Source organism: Devosia sp. 919, assembly GCF_013185965.1.
Taxonomy (GTDB): Bacteria; Pseudomonadota; Alphaproteobacteria; order Rhizobiales; family Devosiaceae; genus Devosia.
Genome location: NZ_JABAOL010000001.1, coordinates 2,461,764 through 2,482,480, shown reverse-complemented (window position 1 = coordinate 2,482,480; position 20,717 = coordinate 2,461,764). Strand labels below are relative to the sequence as shown.

Sequence of the window (20,717 nt, the reverse complement as noted above, 5' to 3'; positions counted from 1 at the left end):
CAGGTAATCGGCACAAGATGACCGCACCGATATTCAGGGCGCATGAGTATGACCGATACCCTCAGCATTGGTGAACTTATTGCGGGCTGGCGCCGCCGCCGCAGGATGAGCCAGCTTGAACTGGCCCTGGAAGCGGGGATCTCGCAACGGCATCTCAGCTTTCTCGAATCGGGTCGTTCGCGCCCCAGCCGCGACATGGTGCTGCGGCTTTCCGAGCAGATGAGCGTGCCTATGCGCGAGCGCAATGCCCTCCTCGTGGCGGCAGGCCATGCGCCGAGCTTTCGGGAGCAAAGCATCGACCACATCGAGATGGCGGCGGCCCGCCAGGCGGTGCAATCCATCCTCGATGGCCACCGCCCGCACCCGGCGCTTGCCCTTGACCGGCACTGGAACCTGCTGCTGGCAAACGCGCCGGCATTGCGGCTCATGGACGGCGCCGACGCTAGTCTGGCGCAAGCGCCGGTCAATGTGTTGCGGCTGAGCCTGCATCCGCGGGGTCTAGCAGCGCGGATCATCAATTATCGGCATTGGAAAGCCCATATCGTCCAACGGCTGATCCAGCAGATCGAACTCACCGGCGACCAAGAGCTGGTGGCATTGCTGGACGAGATCCGATCCTTTCCGGTGCCCGCCAAGGCGGAGCCCCATTCGGGGAAGGTCGCAGGCGGTCACCCCATAGCGGTTCCGCTTCGGCTTGCCAGCCCACAGGGCGTGTTGTCGTTCCTTTCGACCACCACGATCTTCGGGTCGGCGCTCGATATCACCCTGTCAGAACTGACGATCGAGACCTTTTTCCCGGCTGACCCGCATACGGCGGAGGTGATGCGGCTCGCCGATCTATAGGTCCTGAGCTGCACTAAGCGCCGACGAAGGTTCTTGGCTGCGCCAATGCGGGACCGGTTCGGCCAGCGTTTGCAGGGTGTTGATCTCGGCGCCCGCAATACGCTGCAGCAGCAGTCGGGTAAGCTCCTCGCCGGCCGAAAACACATCCTCGCATAGCGGATGGTGTCGGCCGACGAGTGCCGGTCAAATTCGGGGATCACGGTCAGATGGTAGCGGGTGCCCTTAATGGCTTGCCCGATCCCCTGGCCGGGCACGCAAACCCAGACGCTCACGATCTTACATGGCCGTGCCGCTAGGCTCGCTGCATGTGTTCGACGAAACCGGGGGGCGCTGCGGAGCTAGGTGGAGCCGCCCGTGCCAGCACGAAATCGGCCGGGGCGATGCCCTGGACGGCACTGAACTGGCGCACGAATTGCTCCGGCTCATTTCGGCCAAGGCAACGGGCAAAAACCGCGATTGGGACCCGCGGCGCGCAAACAGGTGCGCTCGGTAAAAGAGCTGCCTGAAGTGGTGGGGCGCCACCACTGAGAAGCGGGCGAGCAAAAGAAAACGTGGCGCCTCGGAGGTGCTGAGCGCGGCTTTAGGCTACGCGCTGCTTGCGGGTGCCGCGGGCCCATTGGGGCAGCATGTCACCGTGGGCTTCGGTCAGATCATCAACGAGGTTCCAGATCTGGTCGAGGTCGAGCTCGGCCGCGGTGTGGGGGTCCATCATCGCCGCATGATAGATGTGCTCGCGGTTTTCGGTCATCAGCGCTGCGACGGTGAGTTCCTGCACATTGATGTTGGTGCGAATGAGGGCCGTGAGTTGCGGGGGCAGATCGCCGATGTAGGTGGGCTGCAGGCCATTGTCGTCAACGAGGCAGGGCACTTCTACCGCAGCATTGTCGGGCAGGTTGGTGATGACGCCATTGTTGCGCAAATTGCCGTAGATCACCGAAGGCTCGCCGGTCCAGACCGAGTTGACGATGGAGGAGGCATATTCCTTGGAGGGCTTGACCTCGATGCGGTCGGCCTTCTTGTAATCCTCGGACGTCTTCTTCCAGCGCGCGATCTGCTCGATGCAGCGCTTGGGATATTCATCGAGCGGCACGCCGAACTTCTCGATCAGGTCCTCGCGGCCCTCTTTGATGAAATAGGGGGTGTATTCGGCAAAGTGCTCGCTGCTTTCGGTGACGAAATAGCCGAGCCGGGTCAGCATTTCATAGCGCACCTTGTTGTTCTGGCGCGGGTTCCAGCTGCTGGGCTTGGGCGCACGGCCTTCGGCATAGGCTTTGAGCAGCGCGGGATAAAGGTCCTGGTAGGAGCCGTCGGGCAGGCGGTGCTCGAAGTTGAGGAAGAAGGCCATGTGGTTGATGCCGGCCGAGCGGTAGCGGATTTCCTCGTAGGGGATGTCGAGGTCGTGGGCCAGTTCCATGGCGGTGCCTTGTACGGAATGGCACAAGCCGACCTGCTTGATGGCCGGGTATTTCTCGGCGATGGCCCAGGTGTTGATGGCCATGGGGTTGACGTATTGAAGCATCACCGCGTCGGGCGCGACCCGCAGCATGTCCTCGCAGATGCTCCAGAGATGGGGCACGGTACGCAGGCCGCGCATGATGCCGCCGACCCCGAGCGTGTCGGCGATGGTCTGGCGCAGATTGTACTTCTTGGGCACGTCGAAATCGATGACGGTGGAGGGTTCGTAGCCGCCGATTTGGAAGCAGACCACCACGAAATTAGTGCCATCAAGCGCCTGGCGCTGGTTGGAATAGGTCTCGACGGTTGCGGGCACGCCAAGGGTCGCGATCAGCTTGCTGGCGATGATCTCGCTTTCGGTGAGGCGCGTGGGATTGATGTCCATCAGCCGGATGGTGGCGCCGGCAAGGGCGGGGCGCTGGAGAATATCGCCCACGATGTTCTTCATGAACACCGATGAGCCCGCGCCGATAAAGGTGATCTTGGGATTTGCCATAACTGAATGCTCCTAGGGGGCAATGTCGAACGTGCGCAATAGGCGGGCCGTATATTCGGTTTGTGGAAGCGCCGAAGACATTGCCGAGGTGGTAGGGCTGCACCCGAACTATGCGACCAATCTCTTCAGCAAGGTGATGCACATCTCGGTGCAGAAATTTGTCATCCGCATGCGCCTGATCCGCGCCCGCTCGCTGTTGTTCGCGGGCAGTCTATCGGTGGCCAATGTCGCCTTTCAATCCGGCTTCAGCAGCCAAACTCAGTTTTATGAGCATTTCCGCAAGGCCTATGGCATGACACCAAGTCAGTTGCGCCGGCACACTATCGCGGGATAACGAGGAGGGCGGCCGCAAGCAGCCGCCCCGAAGCGTTCATTATTGCAGCGAGGCGGTGAAGTGGTCGATGCCGGCCTGGGCGACTTCGGTGTCCTGCGCCGGGGTGCCGGAGCTGACGCCAATGCCGCCCACCACAGCGCCATCGACGAGGATCGGCAGGCCACCGCCGACCACCATCAGGCGGCCACCGATAGCTGAACCGATGCCATAGGCGGGGGCGCCCGGTTGGCTGGCCGCGCCATATTCGTGCGTCGCCTTCTTGGCCGCCGAGGCGGTGAAGGATTTGTCGATGGCAATGGTGATGCTGGTGATCTTGCCGCCATCCATCCGCTCAAAGGCGATCAGATTGCCGCTTTCATCGGTTACGGCAATGCACATCGGCACGCCAATCGATTCAGCCTTGGCGCGGGCGCCCGCGATGATGGTGTGGGCGTCGGTGATATCGAGGCGGGTGATGGTCAGCATGGCGGTTCCAGTGTGGGGTTCACAAGCGGCTGTGGCCTAGCACGCCGGTGTTGCGCGCGCACCCCTGTAGCGCGAGAGAGCCGGCGGCGTGTCGATGTTTCCCCCAAACTCATCCGATATCCTCTGCCCACCGTTCGTTGCGACGGCGCAGCTTGTGCGGGAGCAGGGGGGATTGTGCCTGAGGTTTTCGGAGCGGGGAGAAGTAAGGGGCCGGCCTGCCGAGCCGGTTGGCACCATTCCCAACAGGTGCACGAATGGAAGCGGAAACCATGGTTGGACAAACTTGCGCCGGTTTCGGCTTCGTTTCCGCCCGCCGCGCGTAAACCTTAGGGTCTCACCCGTTTGCCGAGCTTGGACCTGGGCTGAAGGCGGCACCTCGACCAACCCAGTTAGAGGATAGGAATCGTGGACCTTCTCAATCAGCTGTTCAGTCTTATCGAAGAGTTCACCTGGGGGTGGTCGCTGATCCCCATCCTTATCATCTTTGGCGGCTTCATCACCGTCATGAGCGGGTTTGTGCAGATCGAGTATTTCGGGCGCATGTTCCGGGTGCTGTCGTCCAAGAACCAGAGCGGGGATCCCAATGCGATCAGTGCGCGGGAAGCCCTGCTGGTCTCGGTGGGCGGCCGCGTCGGCGGCGGCAATATTGCCGGGGTGGCGGTGGCGATCACACTGGGCGGCCCGGGGGCGGTATTCTGGATGTGGGCCGTGGGCCTGCTGGGAATGGCGACGAGTCTCGTCGAATCCTCACTGGCGCAGCTCTATAAGCGCGCCAATGGCGATGGCACCTATCGGGGTGGCCCGGCCGCTTACATCATTCATGGGCTGGGGGCGCAGTACCGGTGGTTGGCAGTGGTGTATGCCGTTTGCCTGCTGGCGGCGTTTGGGCTCGGGTTCAATGCATTCCAGGGCAATACCTTTGCCGGCGCGGCCAATGACAGCCTTGGCATCGACCGGATCTGGACCGGCGCCTTCCTCGCCGTGGTGACCGGGCTCATCGTTTATGGCGGCATTCGCCGCATCGCCAAGGTCGCCGATGTGATCATCCCGATCATGGCCGTTGCCTATATCGGGATGGCCCTATTGGTGATCGCCCTCAACATCACGGCGCTGCCGGGGGTGCTGTGGTCGATCTTTGCCAATGCCTTCGGCTTGGAGGAGGTTGTGGGTGGTGGGGTCGGCGCGGCGCTGGCGCAGGGGCTGCGACGGGGCTTGTTTTCCAACGAGGCGGGCCTCGGTTCGGCGCCCAATGTCGCGGCAACCGCAGATGTCAGGCACCCGATCAGCCAGGGGATCACGCAGTCCTTTTCGGTGTTCATCGATACCATCGTCGTTTGTTCCTGCACCGCCTTCATCATTCTGCTGAGTCCGGTTTACGTGCCCGGCGTCGAGGGAGTGGACGGGGTGGTGCTGACGCAGCAGTCGCTCGTCAGCCAGCTAGGTGGATGGTCGCAATATCTGCTGACCTTTGCGATCCTGCTGTTTGCGTTCAGCTCGATCATCTACAATTACTATCTGGGTGAAACCGCGCTCAAGGTGATCACGGGGAACGATGCGGCACTGCACGCTCTGCGTTTTGGCATTGTCCTTGTCGTGTTTCTGGGCGCCTCGGCACCGGCAGCCACGGCCGTGTTCTTTTTCTCGGACCCGTTGATGGGGGTCCTCGCTTTGGTCAATCTCATGGCAATCATGATGCTGTTCCCGGTGGCGCTGCGCATTCTCAACGACTTCCGCGCCCAGCTAAAGCAAGGGGTCGAGCGTCCAGTATTCCGGCCCGAAAATTTCAGCGATCTCGATATCGACCCCACGGCCTGGCCCTATGCCAAAGAGGAATCACAGGGTGGGGCGCAGCCGGCGGCAGCTCGCCTGCCTTAGTGGCCTAGGGGCACACTTGGAATAGTTGCTGGCGGGCGCCGCAGCGGCTTCAAGGGTGGGGGCGCGTTGTCGCGGTGCCGGATTCGTGTACCTGCCGGGGAACCCTTAACGCTGTTTCATTGCTTATCTTATGAATTGATAGGCATAGTGCATCCGAGCGCGAAACCATGCGTTTGCATGCGTTCCTTTGAGAGATGATCTGGACGATGAAAAAATACGTAGTGACCGCAGCCCTGGCCGCTTTGTTGCAAATTGGCTCCATGCTCGCGCCGGCCAGCGCGGCCGAATCCAACATGGCATTGCTTGCATCCTACACGGGTGACTGGCGCGGCAACGGTGCTTTGGTGGGCGGGGACGAGCCCGAGGCGCTGCGCTGCCGGCTGAACATCACCAGAGGCAATGCCGGCAAGATCAACTATTCGGGCCGCTGCAATCTGGCGCGCTCGACGCTGTCGGTGAGCGGCACCATCGCTTATAACGGGCAGGCCGACCGCTACGAAGCGGCGATGAGCTCCAATGCCGGCTTTACCGGCACGGCTGTTGGCCAGCAGCGGGGCAGCGACATCACCTTCAACCTGCGTGAGCAGCAAAAGGATCGCGGCGGCAGCGATGTGCGGATCGGCGCTACGATCATCTTGAAGAATGATCAGGTGCGGGTGGACTTCGAGGTCGAGTTCAACAATTCGGGCGAGGTGCTTACCGCCCAGGTCCCCTTCAACCGCTAGTTCAAGACAGACAGGTGACGCGACGCTGCGGCTCTGTTCCTCGGAACAGATCCGTGGCAGTCTGGCCTGGCCTCGTAATGGCCAGAGTTGGATTGAATCAATGAATGAGATGGGGAGCAATGCCCTGGCCCGACAGGACCAAAACGTCATCGAGGGGCATGACGTTGGTTACACGCTCAATGTCGCGTCCCGGCCGCTCAACATTTTGCACGATGTCAACCTGGTGGTTCGGCCCGCCGAAGTTGTCGCCATTGTCGGCGCGTCAGGCAGCGGCAAGACTTCGCTGCTGATGCTGCTGGCGGGGCTGGACCGGGCAACTTCAGGCAAGATCCTGGTGCGCGGCACCGACCTTGGCACGATGGGCGAGGACGAGCTTGCCCGGTTCCGCAGGGGCTCCCTTGGTATCGTATTCCAGAGCTTCCACCTCATTCCATCGCTGACCGCGGTCGAGAATGTCGGGCTGGCGCTCGAAATCGCCTCGCCTGAACTGGCTTTGGCAGAGGTGCGCCGCCGCGCCGCTGAGGCGCTCGAAGCGGTGGGCCTGGGTGGCCGGGCCGATCACCGGCCATCCGCGCTTTCGGGGGGCGAACAGCAGCGCGTTGGCCTTGCTCGCGCTATGATCGCCAATCCGCCCCTGTTGCTGGCCGATGAGCCCACTGGCAATCTTGACGAGAAGACCGGCGAAGTGGTGATCGAGCTGATGTTCGGCCTTGCCCGGAAGAATCAGACCGCCGTGGTGCTGGTCACCCATGATCCCAAACTCGCGGCGCGCGCCGACCGGGTGCTGACCATGAGCCAAGGACACCTTACCGAAACCACGGCGGCTCGATGAGCTCTTTGTTGGGAGCCATCCGGGTTGGGTTGCTGGATATGCGCGGCGATCTTCGCCGCTTTGTGCTGCTGGTCGCGTGCCTTGCTATCGGTACCGCGCTGATTGGCGGGGTTGGCTCGATCGGCGCCAGCATCACCGAGGCGATGGACCGCAGCGCCGCCGAACTGATGGGCGGTGATCTGGAGTTGTCGCGGGCCGATCGCCCCGCTACCCCCGAGGAACTTGACGCGATGCGCCAGTTCGGCCGGATTGCGCCGATCGTGGACACCAATCTGCGCGCCAAGGGGGCTGAAGCGGACGCCTTTGTCGACCTGGTGGCGGCTGGCGAGGGGTATCCGCTGGTGGGGCATGTGGTCAGCCCGGAATTGGGGAATGCCGCCGCCAACGAATTTTTGAGCGAGCAGGACGGTGCGTTCGGCGCGCTGGTTGACGCGGTGATGCTGGACCAGTTGGGGATCGGCGTCGGTGATCGCTTCCAGCTCGGGGGCACCGAGTTCGAGGCGCGCGGCACCTTGTCGAGGTTGCCCGATGCGGCGGTGCGCGGCTTCAAGCTGGGTCTGACGACGCTGATTTCAACCGATGCTTTTGCCACCGTATCGGATCGGACCTCGCCGCTGCCGGGTTTGGGCGTATGGTATCGCTACAAGCTGCTGCTCGAGGAAGGTGACGCCGAAGCGGTGCAGGGGGAGATCGCTACGGCACTGGCTGATACCGGCTGGACCATCCGCACCGCCCGTGACGGGCTGGGCGACATGGTGCGCTATTACGACCAGTTCATGCGCTTCCTGATGATTGTCGGGTTGGGTTCACTGCTGATCGGGGGCGTCAGCGTCTGGACCAGCATGCAGGCTTATATCGCCGAGCGCACCCAGGTGATTGCGGTGCTGCGCAGTATTGGTGCGACGCATAACCGGGTGTTGGTGCACTTCCTGTCCCAAGTGGGCGCGCTGGCGCTGGTTGGCGTGGTGGCTGGCATCGCCATTGGCGGCGGTGTTGCTTATTTCGTGCTGCCTTATGTGGGCGAAGCCATGGGTATCGGCCTGCGGCCGAGCATCAATCCGCAACCGCTGCTGGTTGCAGCTGCGGCAGGGATCTTGACCGCCTTCGCGTTTTCCTTCCAGCCGCTGCAGCGCACGCAGGCGATCCGGCCCATCCTGCTGTTCCGCGCCAAGGGGCTGGACGTTGGCAGCGCCAAGTGGACCGATCTGTTGCGCATGCCGCAGGGCCTGCCGATGATCATCGCCGGTATTGGCCTCTTCTGGCTGGCTTATCTGATCACCGGCGATGCACTGCTGGTCGCGGCCTTCGCCGTGGCGAGTGCGCTCTCGGTGGTGCTGTTCCAGCTCTTTGTCCGCGCAGTACGGGCGACGATTGCCGGACTGCCCGAAATGCCGGGGCAGGTGCTGCGGCATGCCGTGCGGTCCATTGCAGTGTCGCAAACGGCGGCCGCCTCGATCGTCACGGCGGTAGGCATGACGCTGACCATGCTGATCATCGTGCTCGTGCTGCAGGGCAATCTGCGCCAGGAGTTCCTCGGCGCTTCGGCCTTTGATGTCCCCACGCTGGTGGCCTCAGACCTGTTCCCTGACGAGATGGAAGATCTCGAGGCCATGCGGGCAACCACGGCGGGGATCGAAGCTGTCGTGGCAACCCCCATGCTCCGCGGCGCGCTGGCCGAGGTGGCTGGTGAGCCCGTGGACACGCTGCGGCCGCGCGGCCCCGAAGCCACGTTCCTGCTGTCGGGCGAAGTGCCCCTGACCTATCGCGATGCCTTGCCGACCTCCTCGGTGGTGACGGCGGGCGAGTGGTGGCCGGCGAACTATGAAGGGCCCGGCCTGGTTTCGCTGCACCGGAGCCTGCGGGAGGGGCTTGGTGTCGATATTGGCGACGAGCTGACCTTCAGCATATTCGGCGAGCCGATCACTGTTACGGTCGCGAGCTTCCGCGATTATTCCTGGCAGGGCGGCATCGACTTTCTCGCCACCTTCTCGCCCGGGGTGCTGGAGGAGTATCCAACGACGCTGTTTGCCGCGGTGACGGCGGCACCCGGCGCCGAGGAGCCAGTGGAGCGCGCGCTTGCCAGCACCTTGCCGGACGTGAACTTCATCCCAGTGGGTGAAACGCTCAAGCAGGTGACGGACGCGCTGCAGCAACTTTCCTTTGCCGCCTTGCTGGTGGGTGGATTGGCGGTCGGTAATGGGCTGCTGGTAGTGCTGGGCAGCATTGCGACCGGCCTCAAGCAGCGGGAGGCTGATGCCGTGATCAACAAGATGCTGGGCAAGGCCCGGCCAACCATCCTGACCACGGCGCTGGTGCAGTATCTTGTGCTGGGGCTGCTGGCGGCGATCCCCGCAATGGTGGTGGGACTTGGCCTGGGCTGGCTCGTCAGCCGGCTGTTGACTGATGTGGAATTTACCGCCGAGGCGGCCACGCTGTTCAGCGTCGTGATCGCCAGCATTGCGCTTACCGGCGCATTGGGGGCGGCGACCTTGCTGCGCGCCACCACGGCTGCACCGGCCCGGCTGCTGCGCGAGTTGTAGCCGGCGTCGCCCTTCGGGCGGGACTTACTCGACCTTCTGATGGGCTTTTCTAGTTTGCCGGTTTTGCCGGCGCCTCAGCGTCGGCATGGAGGGGCGCGACCACCGGGGTAGTCTGGGGGATGGTTCGGAATATGGCCTGGTCGCTGGCTTGCGGGGACGGTCGGATCCGGGTGCGCCAGATGCCAAAGCCACCAGCTGCGAGACCCATGGCAGCGGAAAAGATGAAGAGCCCATCGGGTCCGAACAGCGATATGCTGAAAGATGCGATCAGCGGGCCGAGGATCGAACCCACGGAATTGAGCAGGATCAGCCCGCCGCTCGCCGCCACCAGATCGGCCCTGGCGACGTGGTCGTTGGCGTGGGCGAGGCAGAGCGGATAGATGCTGAAGGAAATGCCGCCAAACAACAGGGTAGAAAGCAGGAACATCCAGCTGCCATAGCCGGAGGTAAGCATGGCAATGCTCAAGAGCGCCAGGGCCCCGCATACACCGATGATGATGGTGCGTCGGTCGAAGGCGTCGGAGAGTTTGCCCAGGGGAAATTGCAACAGCACGCCCCCAGCGATCAGCACGGTCATGAAGGTTGCCGTCCCCGTCATGCCGAGGCCCGTCGAGGCCGCATAGACGGGCGCGAGGCCATAGATGGCCCCGATCACGCCGCCGCTGAGGAACACGCCAACCAACCCCAGTGGAGAGGCTTGGTAGAGGGCGCGGAGGCTGAAGGAGCTGACATCAGGCAGCGACGGGGGCGCCGAGCGGGTCAGGCAGACCGGCACCAGCGACAGCGAAAGCAGGATCGAGATGATCATGAACAAGAGTGGGCTGCCGCTGGCATTGAGGTTCAGTAATTGCTGGCCTGCAGCCATCGCCGCGTAGAGCGTGACCATGTAGGACGACACGATCAGGCCGCGCGTCTTGTTGCTGGCTTCGGCATTGAGCCAACTCTCGATGCACATATAGATGCCGGCAAGGCACACGCCTTCGGCAAAGCGCAAGGCCGCCCACAGGATGAGATTGTCCGAGAGGGCGTGGCCGAGCGAGGCGGCGGAATAGACCGAGGCGAATGCCGCGAAGGCGCGGATATGGCCCGCCTGCTTGATGAAACGGAAGCACTGCAGCGAGCCAAAGGTCAGGCCGGCAAAGAACGCGGCCGTCACGGCGCCCACAGCGAGCGAGCTTGCCCCGGTATTGGTCATGCGCAGGCCAATCAGGGTGCTGAGCGCCCCATTGCCCAGCATGAGGATGGCGACGCTGGCCAGCACCGGCAGGATTGGGCGAATGGATCGCAGCATGTGTTTCTCCGGCCCTTGTGCTAATGTTAAAACCCGGAACCGCAGAAGCGGTCCCAAGCCAGACCGGCTCGCGACCAGTTGGTTGATGCCGTGCGGCCTCGCCCAAGGAAGCGGAACCAGGTGGGGATTATTCGCAATCCAGCCGGCATCCTGCTGTTCGATGCCTTGGTGCTGCCGGCACCATTGTTTCACCGCAGGGAGCGCGATAGCAGCGATTTCCAGCAGCTTTGCGGCAGCGAGGTTATCGGCAAGGAAGCTGCTATTGGCAACCGGCACAATGCGGTTGACCGGGAAACCAGCGGTCGCACCCCCCCGATCGCGATCACGGAGGTGATGACGACCCTGGAGGGCGCCAGCATCAGTCTCTGGTTGAGCCGGGCCGTGACGGTACGCAGTGCGAGGGCGGCTGGACCTCGATCGGCATCTGCCAGGGGGTCGAGCCAAAGGCCTAGCAGGCCCCATCGGCTGCTGGGTGCGCCTGAAGCCGCACCGGCCTTGGGCCGTGCGGGTATGGGCAGGCGGGCATCGCAGCAAGAACTGCGACATGGGGCGAAGTTCGCCTCGGTGCCGGTCGTCCGGCAAAAGGGTAGAAGGTGAAGCAAGCTTCGCCCCATGCTCCATCGGAGACTCTTCGGTGAGGACCGTCCGTGGCTAGACCCGTGCCAAACGCCAGAAGCCCTGAGGCTTCATGGACCGGGGGATGAAATCGGTCCCGGATCATCCTCGTCCCGAAGGAGCTTGGGCGACCCCAAACTCATCCGATATTCCCGCACCGACCGTTCGTCGCGACCGCGCAGCTTGCCCAGGAACAAGGGGGATTGTGCCTGAGGTTTTCGGGGGCGGGGATAAGTTTGTGGGGTGGGGGCGCGCCGTGGGACCGGTGTTGGCCGCCCTCGTGGTTCGAGGCTGCGCTGCGCTGCGCACCTCACCATGAGGGCTCCGGATGGATCTGGTCGTTGCGGGACCTCGATGAGCCCTCATCCTGAGGTGCCGCGTAGCGGGCTCGAAGGGCAAAGGCGGCAATCACCGCTCCTTGCGGCTGGCCAGAGCAGGCAGTGCCTCATAATCATAGCTGATCAGCGCTTCCTTCTTGCGCCGGCTCCAGCCCTTGATCTGCCGCTCGCGCTCGATGGCATCGACGATCCGCTCATAGGTTTCGGTGAACACCAGTTCCACGGGGCGGCGGCTTTTGGTGTAGCCTTCAGTGAGCCCCTCATTGTGTTCCCAAACCCGCTGTTCGACCGGCTTTTTGGTGAGGCCGGTGTAAAAGGAGCCATCCGAGCAGCGCAGCAGGTAAACGGTGACTTCCATGATGCCCTCCGGAGCCTGATGCTGGGGCGGAAACGGGGTGGGTGCAAGGGGCTTGCGCGGCCATTACCAAGGCGTGTTGGGAGCCCTCATCCTGAGGTGCCGCGCAGCGGCCTCGAAGGACGGGGGCGGCTTGCTGAAATCGCGGTGGGTGCTATGGACGGCATGGGGGCTGCGCCCTCGTGGTTCGAGGCTGCGCTGCGCTTCGCGCCTCACGATGAGGGCTAGGGGGCGGTAATGCTGGGTGGGAGATCGGTTCTGGGGGCGTCGGTTTTCCCCGCCCTTGCGGCAGCCCTCATCCTGAGGTGCCGCGCAGCGGCCTCGAAGGACGGGGCGGCTTGCTGGACTCGCAGTGGGTGCTATGGACGGCATCGGGGCTGCGCCCCCGTGGTTCGAGGCTGCGCTACGCTTCGCGCCTAAGCAAGCGAGGGCCGGAGGCCCTCGCTGCATGCTGCTATTTACTGAGTGTGACAGGTAGGGCAGCAGTAAAAACAGCCGTTGACCTGCGTATAGTAGGTCTTCGCAGAAGCTACAGCAGGACGGCAGTCTGAAAATTCGCCAAGGTAAATGCGATTTTCAGCCAGCGGCAGGCAGTAGCAGGTCTGGATATGGACCTCATGATCGCCATTGGTCTGTTCGTTCCGGTTTACGTAGTAGGAAGCCATTGGGCATGCTCCTTTCTCCCGCAACTCTTGTGCCAATGTGCTCGGGAAACTCGACGGGTTTGGTGCCAAACACCTGCCCGTCGATTATCCTTGGGGCAGTAGCGAACGCGTCGCTTCCCGCGGTGCGGTCCTTGCGGCTCACCGCGATCTGCTCTATCGCATCGCAGAACTCGTCGAAGCCGTCGCCATCAAGCGAGTGCAGGGATACCAGACCGCCGCCTCGTCGGCCGCAGCGAAATCCCCATGGATCGTTTCCACAAGAAGCGCCATAGCTTTTCCTTTAACATGGAGGTGCTCTGGCTCGCTGTGAACCTCTATGTACTAGGCGAGCACGCGGGACGCGCCGTTTTAGACGTGACCGGGTCCGGCACACCGCGGGGCGGCGACGACACAGTGACGATGCTGGACACATCATTGGATTGCCGCCCGTCAGCCAGTCCGCAACCGCAAGTATCCCTTCAAGGTGTTGGGTAGCAATACGCTGCCCAGCACGTGCTCTCGCATCGCGACCACCTGTGATGGCGGGGTGGGGGCCGCCTGCAGTCTGTCAGCTTTCGGGACGCCAGGATCGAATAGCCGCCGTTTGGCGCCGTTTGGGCTGAGGGCAGCTCCCGACCCCATTTCGGCCATTATCGCTCTGTTTGGCACCGCCAAAAGCGGACATCATCTTGATGCTTGTCAGCTTCTTCGAGTTCAAAGAGCATCCATGACAACCCTTAGAAGCCAGGACGTTCTGGGTGGCTTGAACAATGCACCCGGCAAAGTTGGAAGACCAATCATCAAGGACCTGGATCAGCGATCCGGCCTAGGTCTTTCCGGCAACGATCATAATGGGAAGAAAAGAAATGCCGTAAGGGCAGCCAATATGTTTATAGCCGACCGGTGTCGAAATTTCTCTCGCGAGTGTCGAAATGCTTCTTCTTGGCGCGACATTGAACAGGATGAGGAGCTGACAATGAATAAGCACGTATTAGCCACGCTTAAGGACGACATCATCATGGGTGAGTGCACCCGGTGGTATGACGGACGTATCTGGTTCGCCGACTGGATCAAGGGCGCCATCTACGCCGTAGATGATGCCGGGTATAGCACGACGGCGATAACCTTGAAGTCGCTTCCAATTTCGTTCGACTGGAACAATGAGGGGCGTTGTTTTGTCGTGAATGCCGGCGCGCGCAGGCTGCAACTGCTGGAAAATGACCAACTGACCGACTTCGCCGATCTGTCGGCAGCGCCCTTCCCCTACAATGAAATCGTTATCGATGATGCCGGCCACATTTATATCAACAACATCAATTTTCAGTTTCCGGGCGGTGAATTTCAATCCGGTTTTATCGCGCTAGTAACGACAGACGGCCGTGTACTCCGCCAAGAGGGGGATTTGGCCTTTCCTAATGGCATGGTCGTGACGCCAGACGGCAAGACGCTGATTTGCGCCGAGTCTTACAACGGCAAATTGACTGCATTCGACATTGCACCCGACGGGACTCTGTCCAATCAGAGGCTGTGGGCGCATATCGAGGGACAGGGCGGCGACGGCATCTGCGTCGATGCGGAAGGCGCAATCTGGGCAAGTTCTGGAAAGCGCTGCGTCCGCATCATAGAAGGCGGCGCCGTGCTCGATACCGTCGATCTGGACCGGATGGCATTTGCCTGCATGTTGGGCGGAGTCGACGGTAAAACGCTTTATATCGCAGCTAACGAATGGACCGGCAAAATCGACCCAACTGGAACAACCGGTCGGCTTTACTCGACGCAGGTTCAAGTTCCCCATGCCGGCTTCCCCCGCAATGGGTGATGGGGGAAGTTGATCGCGCTTAGTGATATGCTATTGGCAGCAACCTGTCTGAGCATAAGGGGCATCTTTGCTGGGCCGAAAGCTGGCATCTCCGGCTTGATCATCCCGACCCTTAGGTCTTTGGCTGAGTAGATAGCCTTCCCGTCCACCAAAACCTGTCCCTCGGCCTGCCCTAGTGTCAGTGCACCCCGCCGGGCTCGCTTGATGCTGACTTCGTACCTAACCAGGTTGGATGAGGGGGTGATGTCGCCACTAAAGCGCACTTCACCAACGCCAATAGCCCGCCCCTTGCCGGGCGACCCGACCAGCCCAGCCAATAGCCGACGATCTGCCACATGGCGTCCAAACCAAGGCATCCTGGCATGACCGGATCATTTACGAAGTGGCAGTTGAAGAACCAAAAGGCTTGGAGTGATATCGAGCTCAGTGGCAACGTAGCCGTTCCCATATGAACCCCCATCCATGCTGATTTCGGTGATCCGGTCCATCATCAGCATCGGAGGAGCGGGAAGCTGGGCGTTGCCAGGACCGAAATATCCCCCGTTGGCCGAGGCGATCAGGTCAGGCTTGGAGTACGACGACTGCGGTGTGTGGAACGCGTGTGGACTTGGCACCCTTCAATACTCCAGTCAGCTATGTGTCTGCCGCGAGGCTGTTTCAGTTCCACCAGAATTAACCCGCTCCTGTTGAGACCGCCACTCCCTTGAAGCGCCACAGCGCTAACGCGTCTGCCCTACTGCAAATTGGCACTCGATAGCGGACCGGCAGAAAACCACCCCGACTTTGCCGTTAGTATGGTGTGGATGATGGCAGCTTTCTGGAAAGCTAAGACGTGGGTAGCGCGACCATGCGTTGGAGCGTGCTCCTGGCTCGGGCCAATCCAGAGGGATGATGGCGTGCCGCGGCGCCTGAGCTTTGGCGCAATCACGAATTGCGCAAGTTGCGCTCCACACTTTGCAGGTGTTGGCGCATCACGGCCGCAGCGCGGCTGGTGTCGCGATCGGCGATAGCGTCGACGAGTTGCTGATGCTCCACAAAGCTGTGGTGATCGCGGGCAGGGCGGTCTGGGCCCCGCAATCGGCCCCAGGTTACTTCGCGTCGTACGGCATTGAGCGTATCGAGAAGCCCAAGCAGCAGACTGTTCTGGGTAGACTCGCCGATCAAGCGATGCAGGCGATTGTCCCATAACTCGTATTGTCGCCACGACGCGGCCTCAAGGGTGCGGGCAATGCAGTTGCGCATCTCGGCAACTTGCGCTGGCGTCGCATTCAACGCGGCGGCCCGGGCGATTTCAGGTTCAAACACGCTGCGGGCGCCCATTACCTCGATCGGGTTGCTGCGCTTCGCCATCGCCGACACATCCGCGAAGTTGTCGAAGGGGCGGCTGCCCCAAAAGGTGCCCTTGCCAACCTGGCGCCAGATGTGACCCTCGGCCTGCAGCACGGCAAGGCCTTTGCGCAAGGCAGACCGCCCTACACCGAGGGCTTCGGCTAGCTCTCGCTCGGGTGGCAGGCGCCGGTCCCCCGATAACTCGGTTTCGCCAAGAAGCGCTCTAAGCCTCTCGCCTACCTCCGCCGCCGAAACGGGCAACTTATTGTCCTGCATATCTCAACCAATCGCTATATTGGTTCCGGTATAGGCGGGCCCGTCGGGGCTGTCAAACGAATATTGGTAGTTGTCCAGACAGAAGCCGAAATCCGTTAACTCACTGTTTTAGACCAATAAAAGTAGGATTTCTCCCACGGCAAGGTACAACTCCATTGCGCGATTGGATTGATGTTTGCTTGAAAAGGTTGACATTGGTCTTGGCGCAGACTTAGTCTATTTCACGATTGGTTGCGGATTGGCTTGGCTAACAAGCAGCGCATCCCACGGGAGGGAAGACATGAAGTTCACAGCTAAACTCAGAACAACCACTGCTGCCTGGGTGTTCGGGGCGATGATCGCCGCCGCCCCCAGCCTCGCAATGGCCGAGCCGATCCGGATTGCGTTCGGCGATATCGCCACCGTTGAATCCCTGCACTTGCTGGTCGCGTTTGAGCGAGCCCGCGAACAGGGACTTGAACTTGAGGTCACCTATCTCAAGTCGGAAGATATTGCCGCGCAGGCCGTGGTCGGCGGCCAGGCTGATATTGGCGTCGGCGGCCCATATTCGTTGATCCAGAAGGTCAACGCGCCCGTGCGACTGTTTCTACAATTGAGCCAGCTCCGGTTTTATCCGGTGGTCAATTCCGAGTTTTATCAGGAATGGGCGGACCTTGATGGTCAGGACATCGCCGTGCATTCGCGCGGCTCGGGCACCGAAGCGATCATGAAGCTGATGGCCGACAAGCACGACATTTCCTATGCGAGCATTTCCTATGTGCCGGGCGCGGAAGTGCGCACCGGCGCTCTGCTGCAAGGCAATGTGAAAGCCACCATCGTCGACTCCTCGGGCAAGCGCATCCTCGAGCAGGAAGCGCCCGGCAAATTTGTCTTCCTGCCGCTTGACGATGTCAGCGCCACTGACGAAGCTTTGTTCGCGAACACGGCTTTCCTGGAGCGTGAGCCGGAAAGCGCCGCGATCCTGATCGAAGCGATCCTGAGCACTTGGCGCGATGTTGCTGCCGATCCCGCATCGATCCTGGAGATGCGCGAGCAGTACAACCTGCTGCCCGACGCCACCCCCGACATGGTGGCCGATATTGTCCCCTACTTCACGGAAGCCGCAGCCTTGGGCATGCCGCTTAATGGCGGCGGCCCGGATGCGGCCCGCGATGATTTCGACTTCTATACAATCTCTGGTGCGCTTGAAGGCAACGCCGCCGACCTCAAGGTCGAGGACTTCTGGGAATTCGGCCCGCTCGACGCGGTTATCGCCAAACTCGGCGCAAAATAGGTCTGAATATGTCATCTTCGATCAAACTGGGCACGATGACCGGGGCTCCCTCTGCCCCGGTCGGTAAGGGTGCATCCATCAGTCACGCCTACCAGAAGTGGCCGATACTTTGGCCGCTTTCCTCGCTGCTTATTCTGTTTGTTGCGTGGGAAGTGGCCGGAATGGTGCCCATCAGCATCGCCTTCCCCACTTTTTCCGCCACGGTGGCGGCGTTCGTGGAAATGGTGCTCGATGGCTCCATGATCTACGCCTACTTCCTGACCTTGCAGCCCCTCATACTTGGCGTCGTCATCTCGGCAATACTCGGCGTTGTCATGGGCATTGCCATGGGGCTGTCGCCCAAGACCGAATGGTTCGTGGCGCCTGTGTTTATCGTGCTCCAGGCCGCCCCCATGGCCGCACTCGTGCCACTGGTTACCTTTGTGTACGGCATTGGCCTGACGGCAAAGACACTCGCCGTCATCATGTTGGCTCTGCCGGTCATTGTGCTCAACTCCTATAAGGCAGTCCGCCACGTCAATCCTTCGCTGGTTGCCATGTGCCGCTCGTTCCAGGGTACCCGCCTGCAGCAAATCGCCAAGATCATTATTCCTGATGCTTCTGCCGTGATTTTTGCCGGTTTGCGCCTGGGCATCGCGGCCGGGTTTATCGGTGTGATGCTCGCGGAATTGTTGATCACCCCCACAGGGGTCGGCGACCTCATCACCTACCATCGCTCGGTGGCCAACTACGCTCACATGTATGCTGCGGTGGCCTCCATCATCGTTGTTTCCACATTCACGCTTGCCGGCCTCCAGCGCTTCGAGATCGCCTTCCTGCGTCCAGAAAAAAGAAAGAAGTGACATGGCGTATTCCGCTCTTTCACCAGACACTTCCCATGCATCCGTCGCGCCACCCGCGCCCATAGTCGATGGGGTGGTCAAGGTTCGCGGCGTCTCCAAGACTTATGGCGACATCGAAGCACTGCGCAATATCGAGCTCGAGTTTGAACGGGGCCAATTGACGACCCTGCTTGGGCCTTCGGGTTGCGGCAAGACAACGCTTCTCAAGATCATCGCCGGACTGGTCCCTGCGACATCGGGTGAGATCCAGGTCAACGACCGCGTCGTAACCGGACCCGGGCCCGAGCGCGCCTTCGTGTTCCAGGATTTCGCATTGATGCCGTGGGCCACGGTCATGCGCAACGTCGCCTTCGGGCTGGAGCTGCGGGGCATCAATGCGGCCGAACGCAAGCGCATCGCGTCGCGATATATCGAGGAGGTTGGCCTCGCCGGATTTGAGGACAAGTACCCACACGAGCTGTCAGGCGGCATGCGCCAGCGCGTCGGTATCGCCCGCGCATTCGCCGTCAACGCGGACGTGCTGTTGCTCGACGAGCCCTTTTCGGCAGTGGACGAACAGAACCGGCGCAAGTTCCAGGAAGACCTGTTGCGGCTGGTGGCCCTTGAGAAAAAGAGCTTCATCTTTGTTACCCATTCGATCGAAGAGGCGGTTTATGTATCGGACCGCATCGTCCTGCTTTCCCCCCGTCCGGGTCGCATTTCGCAGATCATCGATCCCCGGATCGATCGCAGTGCGACCCCCGACGACATCCGCCGCGATCCTGGCTACCTCGACACCGTCGAGGAAATCTGGAACGGGCTGCGTCATTACGCGGAGTGAGGTGAACCATGACCTTATTCGGTAAGCGCATTCCCATGATGGCCTCATTGCTGGTCTGGGCACTGGTGTGGGAAGTGGTGGGCCAGCTGGACCTGATCTTTCTCATTCCACCCATGAGCGCGATCATTCAGACCGGCATACAACTGGTCCAAAGCGTCTCCTGGCAGAGCGCATCCATCATCACCATCCGCAGCTTCTGCATCGGCATGGCACTCGCGATCGGCGTCGGCGTTCCGCTGGGAATTCTGATGGGCCGGTTCAAGGCCATCGACAATCTGATGGCGATTTGGGTCAACATGTTCGTCAGCGCCCCGCTGTCGGCCTTGGTGCCCATCCTGATGATCCTGTTCGGCCTGGGTGAGACCACGGTAGTGGTGACGGTTTTCCTGTTTGCGGTGTGGATCATCGTGCTCGATGCCCGTGCTGGCGTTATGCAGGTGCCGCCATCGCTGCTCGAAATGGGCCGCAGCTACGGCGCGTCCGGCTGGAAGTTGTTCACCCAGATCATCCTGCTGTCAGCGCTGCCCGAGATTCTCGCGGGTATTCGCATCGGCCTCATTCGCGGCGTCAAGGGCGTCGTCATCGGCCAGATCCTCGTATCGATCGTGGGATATGGCGAGTTGTTCGAGTTGTTCTCGCGCAGCTTCGAGATGGAAAGCTTCTGGGCCCTGACTCTCATCCTCTTCGCGGCAGCATTGCTGTTGTCTGCGCTGGTCGAAATCTTTGAAAAACGCATCGAGTACTATGCTGGAGCACGCTAAATGAACGTCCACGCCCCGACCAAAAACTATGTCTTTGACCCCTTGCCGATCCCGACCTTGCCAGTTGTGGGTTCCAGCGATCTGTTCCCGGTGCACCGCATTTACTGTGTCGGGCGCAACTTTGCCGAACATGCCATCGAAATGGGCCACGATCCCAATCGCGAACCCCCATTCTTCTTCCAGAAGAACCCCGATACGCTGGTGCTTTCGGGACAGGACTTTCCGTATCCCGCGCAGACCAGCGATGTGCATCACGAGATCGAGTTGGTTGTTGCCTTGAGCAAGGGCGGCGTCGATATCGCGGTGGAGGATGCCCTGGACCACGTTTATGGGTACGCCGTGGGTCTCGACATGACCCGTCGCGACCTTCAGGGCGTGGCCAAGAAAATGGGCCGCCCCTGGGAAACCGGCAAGGCCTTCGAAGCCTCGGCGCCTTGTTCCGCAATCGTGCCTGTCAGCCAGGTCGGCCATCCAACCGACGGCGCCGTTTGGGTCAAGGTCAATGGCGAAATGCGCCAGACCGGTGATCTCAACCAGATGATCTGGAAGGTGCCAGAGATGATCTCTTACCTTTCCGGCCTGTTCACGCTTCAGCCTGGTGACCTGATCTATGCCGGCACCCCATCGGGTGTGGGTGCTGTGGTCCGCGGCGACAAAATCCATGGCAAAATCGAAGGCGTTGGCGAGATTTCGACACTCGTCGTCTGACGCCATCTTTCGGGCGCGCTGGAGATCCAGCGCGCCTTTTTGCCGTTTTGATCCTCCCATCTCCTCATGCGTTTGACGCGC

General features: G+C 61.3%; 17 protein-coding genes and 1 pseudogene. 12 read left to right on the top strand and 6 right to left on the bottom strand.

What is annotated here, in order from left to right:
* The first annotated feature begins 48 nt into the window (after window positions 1-48).
* Window positions 49-843: a helix-turn-helix transcriptional regulator gene (locus HRQ64_RS12110; protein WP_172123469.1), complete on the top strand. Its 795-nt coding sequence runs from the start codon at window positions 49-51 to the stop codon at window positions 841-843.
* Between the two features lie 580 nt (window positions 844-1,423).
* Here HRQ64_RS12110 and HRQ64_RS12105 read toward each other — a convergent pair.
* Window positions 1,424-2,794 carry an alpha-glucosidase/alpha-galactosidase gene (locus HRQ64_RS12105; RefSeq protein WP_172123468.1) on the bottom strand — a complete coding sequence of 457 codons (1,371 nt, stop codon included), beginning with the start codon at window positions 2,792-2,794 and terminating at the stop codon, window positions 1,424-1,426.
* A gap of 22 nt (window positions 2,795-2,816) precedes the next feature.
* Between HRQ64_RS12105 and HRQ64_RS12100 the strand changes: the two genes are divergently transcribed.
* Window positions 2,817-3,128, top strand: coding sequence for a helix-turn-helix transcriptional regulator (locus HRQ64_RS12100; protein ID WP_172123467.1), 312 nt, complete (start codon window positions 2,817-2,819; stop codon window positions 3,126-3,128).
* A 39-nt stretch (window positions 3,129-3,167) separates the two neighbouring features.
* On the opposite strand, the gene HRQ64_RS12095 is transcribed toward HRQ64_RS12100, so the two are convergent.
* On the bottom strand, window positions 3,168-3,593 hold the full coding sequence (locus HRQ64_RS12095; RefSeq protein ID WP_172123466.1) for a heme-binding protein: 426 nt from the start codon (window positions 3,591-3,593) through the stop codon (window positions 3,168-3,170).
* A gap of 405 nt (window positions 3,594-3,998) precedes the next feature.
* Between HRQ64_RS12095 and HRQ64_RS12090 the strand changes: the two genes are divergently transcribed.
* The 4 genes from HRQ64_RS12090 (at window position 3,999) to HRQ64_RS12075 (ending at window position 9,565) form a co-directional block, all read left to right on the top strand.
* Window positions 3,999-5,468, top strand: coding sequence for an alanine/glycine:cation symporter family protein (locus HRQ64_RS12090; RefSeq protein WP_172123465.1), 1,470 nt, complete (start codon window positions 3,999-4,001; stop codon window positions 5,466-5,468).
* Window positions 5,469-5,674: 206 nt separating this feature from the next.
* Window positions 5,675-6,193: a hypothetical protein gene (locus HRQ64_RS12085; RefSeq protein WP_127753304.1), complete on the top strand. Its 519-nt coding sequence runs from the start codon at window positions 5,675-5,677 to the stop codon at window positions 6,191-6,193.
* A 100-nt stretch (window positions 6,194-6,293) separates the two neighbouring features.
* The gene (locus HRQ64_RS12080) at window positions 6,294-7,025 is read left to right on the top strand and encodes an ABC transporter ATP-binding protein (protein ID WP_248307047.1); all 732 of its coding nucleotides are present in this window, start codon (window positions 6,294-6,296) and stop codon (window positions 7,023-7,025) included.
* Window positions 7,022-9,565, top strand: a complete 2,544-nt coding sequence (locus HRQ64_RS12075) for an FtsX-like permease family protein (protein WP_172123464.1) — start codon at window positions 7,022-7,024, stop codon at window positions 9,563-9,565. Before HRQ64_RS12080 ends, HRQ64_RS12075 begins: the two co-directional genes overlap by 4 nt.
* 49 nt (window positions 9,566-9,614) lie before the next feature.
* Here HRQ64_RS12075 and HRQ64_RS12070 read toward each other — a convergent pair whose 3' ends face one another.
* A complete protein-coding gene (locus HRQ64_RS12070; protein WP_172123463.1) occupies window positions 9,615-10,856 on the bottom strand; it encodes an MFS transporter in 1,242 nt (413 codons plus the stop codon).
* A 1,023-nt stretch (window positions 10,857-11,879) separates the two neighbouring features.
* Window positions 11,880-12,167, bottom strand: coding sequence for a GIY-YIG nuclease family protein (locus tag HRQ64_RS12065; RefSeq protein WP_172123462.1), 288 nt, complete (start codon window positions 12,165-12,167; stop codon window positions 11,880-11,882).
* Window positions 12,168-13,784: 1,617 nt separating this feature from the next.
* Here HRQ64_RS12065 and HRQ64_RS12060 point away from each other — a divergent pair.
* Window positions 13,785-14,627, top strand: a complete 843-nt coding sequence (locus tag HRQ64_RS12060; protein ID WP_172123461.1) for an SMP-30/gluconolactonase/LRE family protein — start codon at window positions 13,785-13,787, stop codon at window positions 14,625-14,627.
* 95 nt (window positions 14,628-14,722) lie between these two features.
* On the opposite strand, the pseudogene fabA reads toward HRQ64_RS12060, so the two are convergent.
* Together fabA and HRQ64_RS12050 are read right to left on the bottom strand one after the other, a co-directional pair.
* A pseudogene (fabA, locus tag HRQ64_RS12055) lies at window positions 14,723-15,241 on the bottom strand (bifunctional 3-hydroxydecanoyl-ACP dehydratase/trans-2-decenoyl-ACP isomerase); the annotation flags it as partial.
* 310 nt (window positions 15,242-15,551) lie between these two features.
* Window positions 15,552-16,232, bottom strand: a complete 681-nt coding sequence (locus HRQ64_RS12050; protein WP_172123460.1) for an FCD domain-containing protein — start codon at window positions 16,230-16,232, stop codon at window positions 15,552-15,554.
* Between the two features lie 280 nt (window positions 16,233-16,512).
* On the opposite strand from HRQ64_RS12050, the gene HRQ64_RS12045 reads away from it, so the two are divergent.
* Genes HRQ64_RS12045 through HRQ64_RS12025 form a run of 5 tightly spaced genes read left to right on the top strand, consistent with a single transcriptional unit; the run spans window position 16,513 to window position 20,636 of the window.
* Entirely contained in the window at window positions 16,513-17,505 is a 993-nt protein-coding gene (locus HRQ64_RS12045; protein ID WP_172123459.1) for an ABC transporter substrate-binding protein, read from the top strand.
* A gap of 8 nt (window positions 17,506-17,513) precedes the next feature.
* Complete coding sequence (locus tag HRQ64_RS12040) at window positions 17,514-18,347, top strand: ABC transporter permease subunit (protein WP_172123458.1); 834 nt, start codon at window positions 17,514-17,516, stop codon at window positions 18,345-18,347.
* A 1-nt stretch (window position 18,348) separates the two neighbouring features.
* Window positions 18,349-19,167, top strand: a complete 819-nt coding sequence (locus HRQ64_RS12035) for an ABC transporter ATP-binding protein (RefSeq protein ID WP_172123457.1) — start codon at window positions 18,349-18,351, stop codon at window positions 19,165-19,167.
* A gap of 8 nt (window positions 19,168-19,175) precedes the next feature.
* On the top strand, window positions 19,176-19,928 hold the full coding sequence (locus tag HRQ64_RS12030) for an ABC transporter permease subunit (RefSeq protein WP_172123456.1): 753 nt from the start codon (window positions 19,176-19,178) through the stop codon (window positions 19,926-19,928).
* Complete coding sequence (locus HRQ64_RS12025) at window positions 19,929-20,636, top strand: fumarylacetoacetate hydrolase family protein (RefSeq protein WP_172123455.1); 708 nt, start codon at window positions 19,929-19,931, stop codon at window positions 20,634-20,636.
* Window positions 20,637-20,717 lie beyond the last annotated feature (81 nt).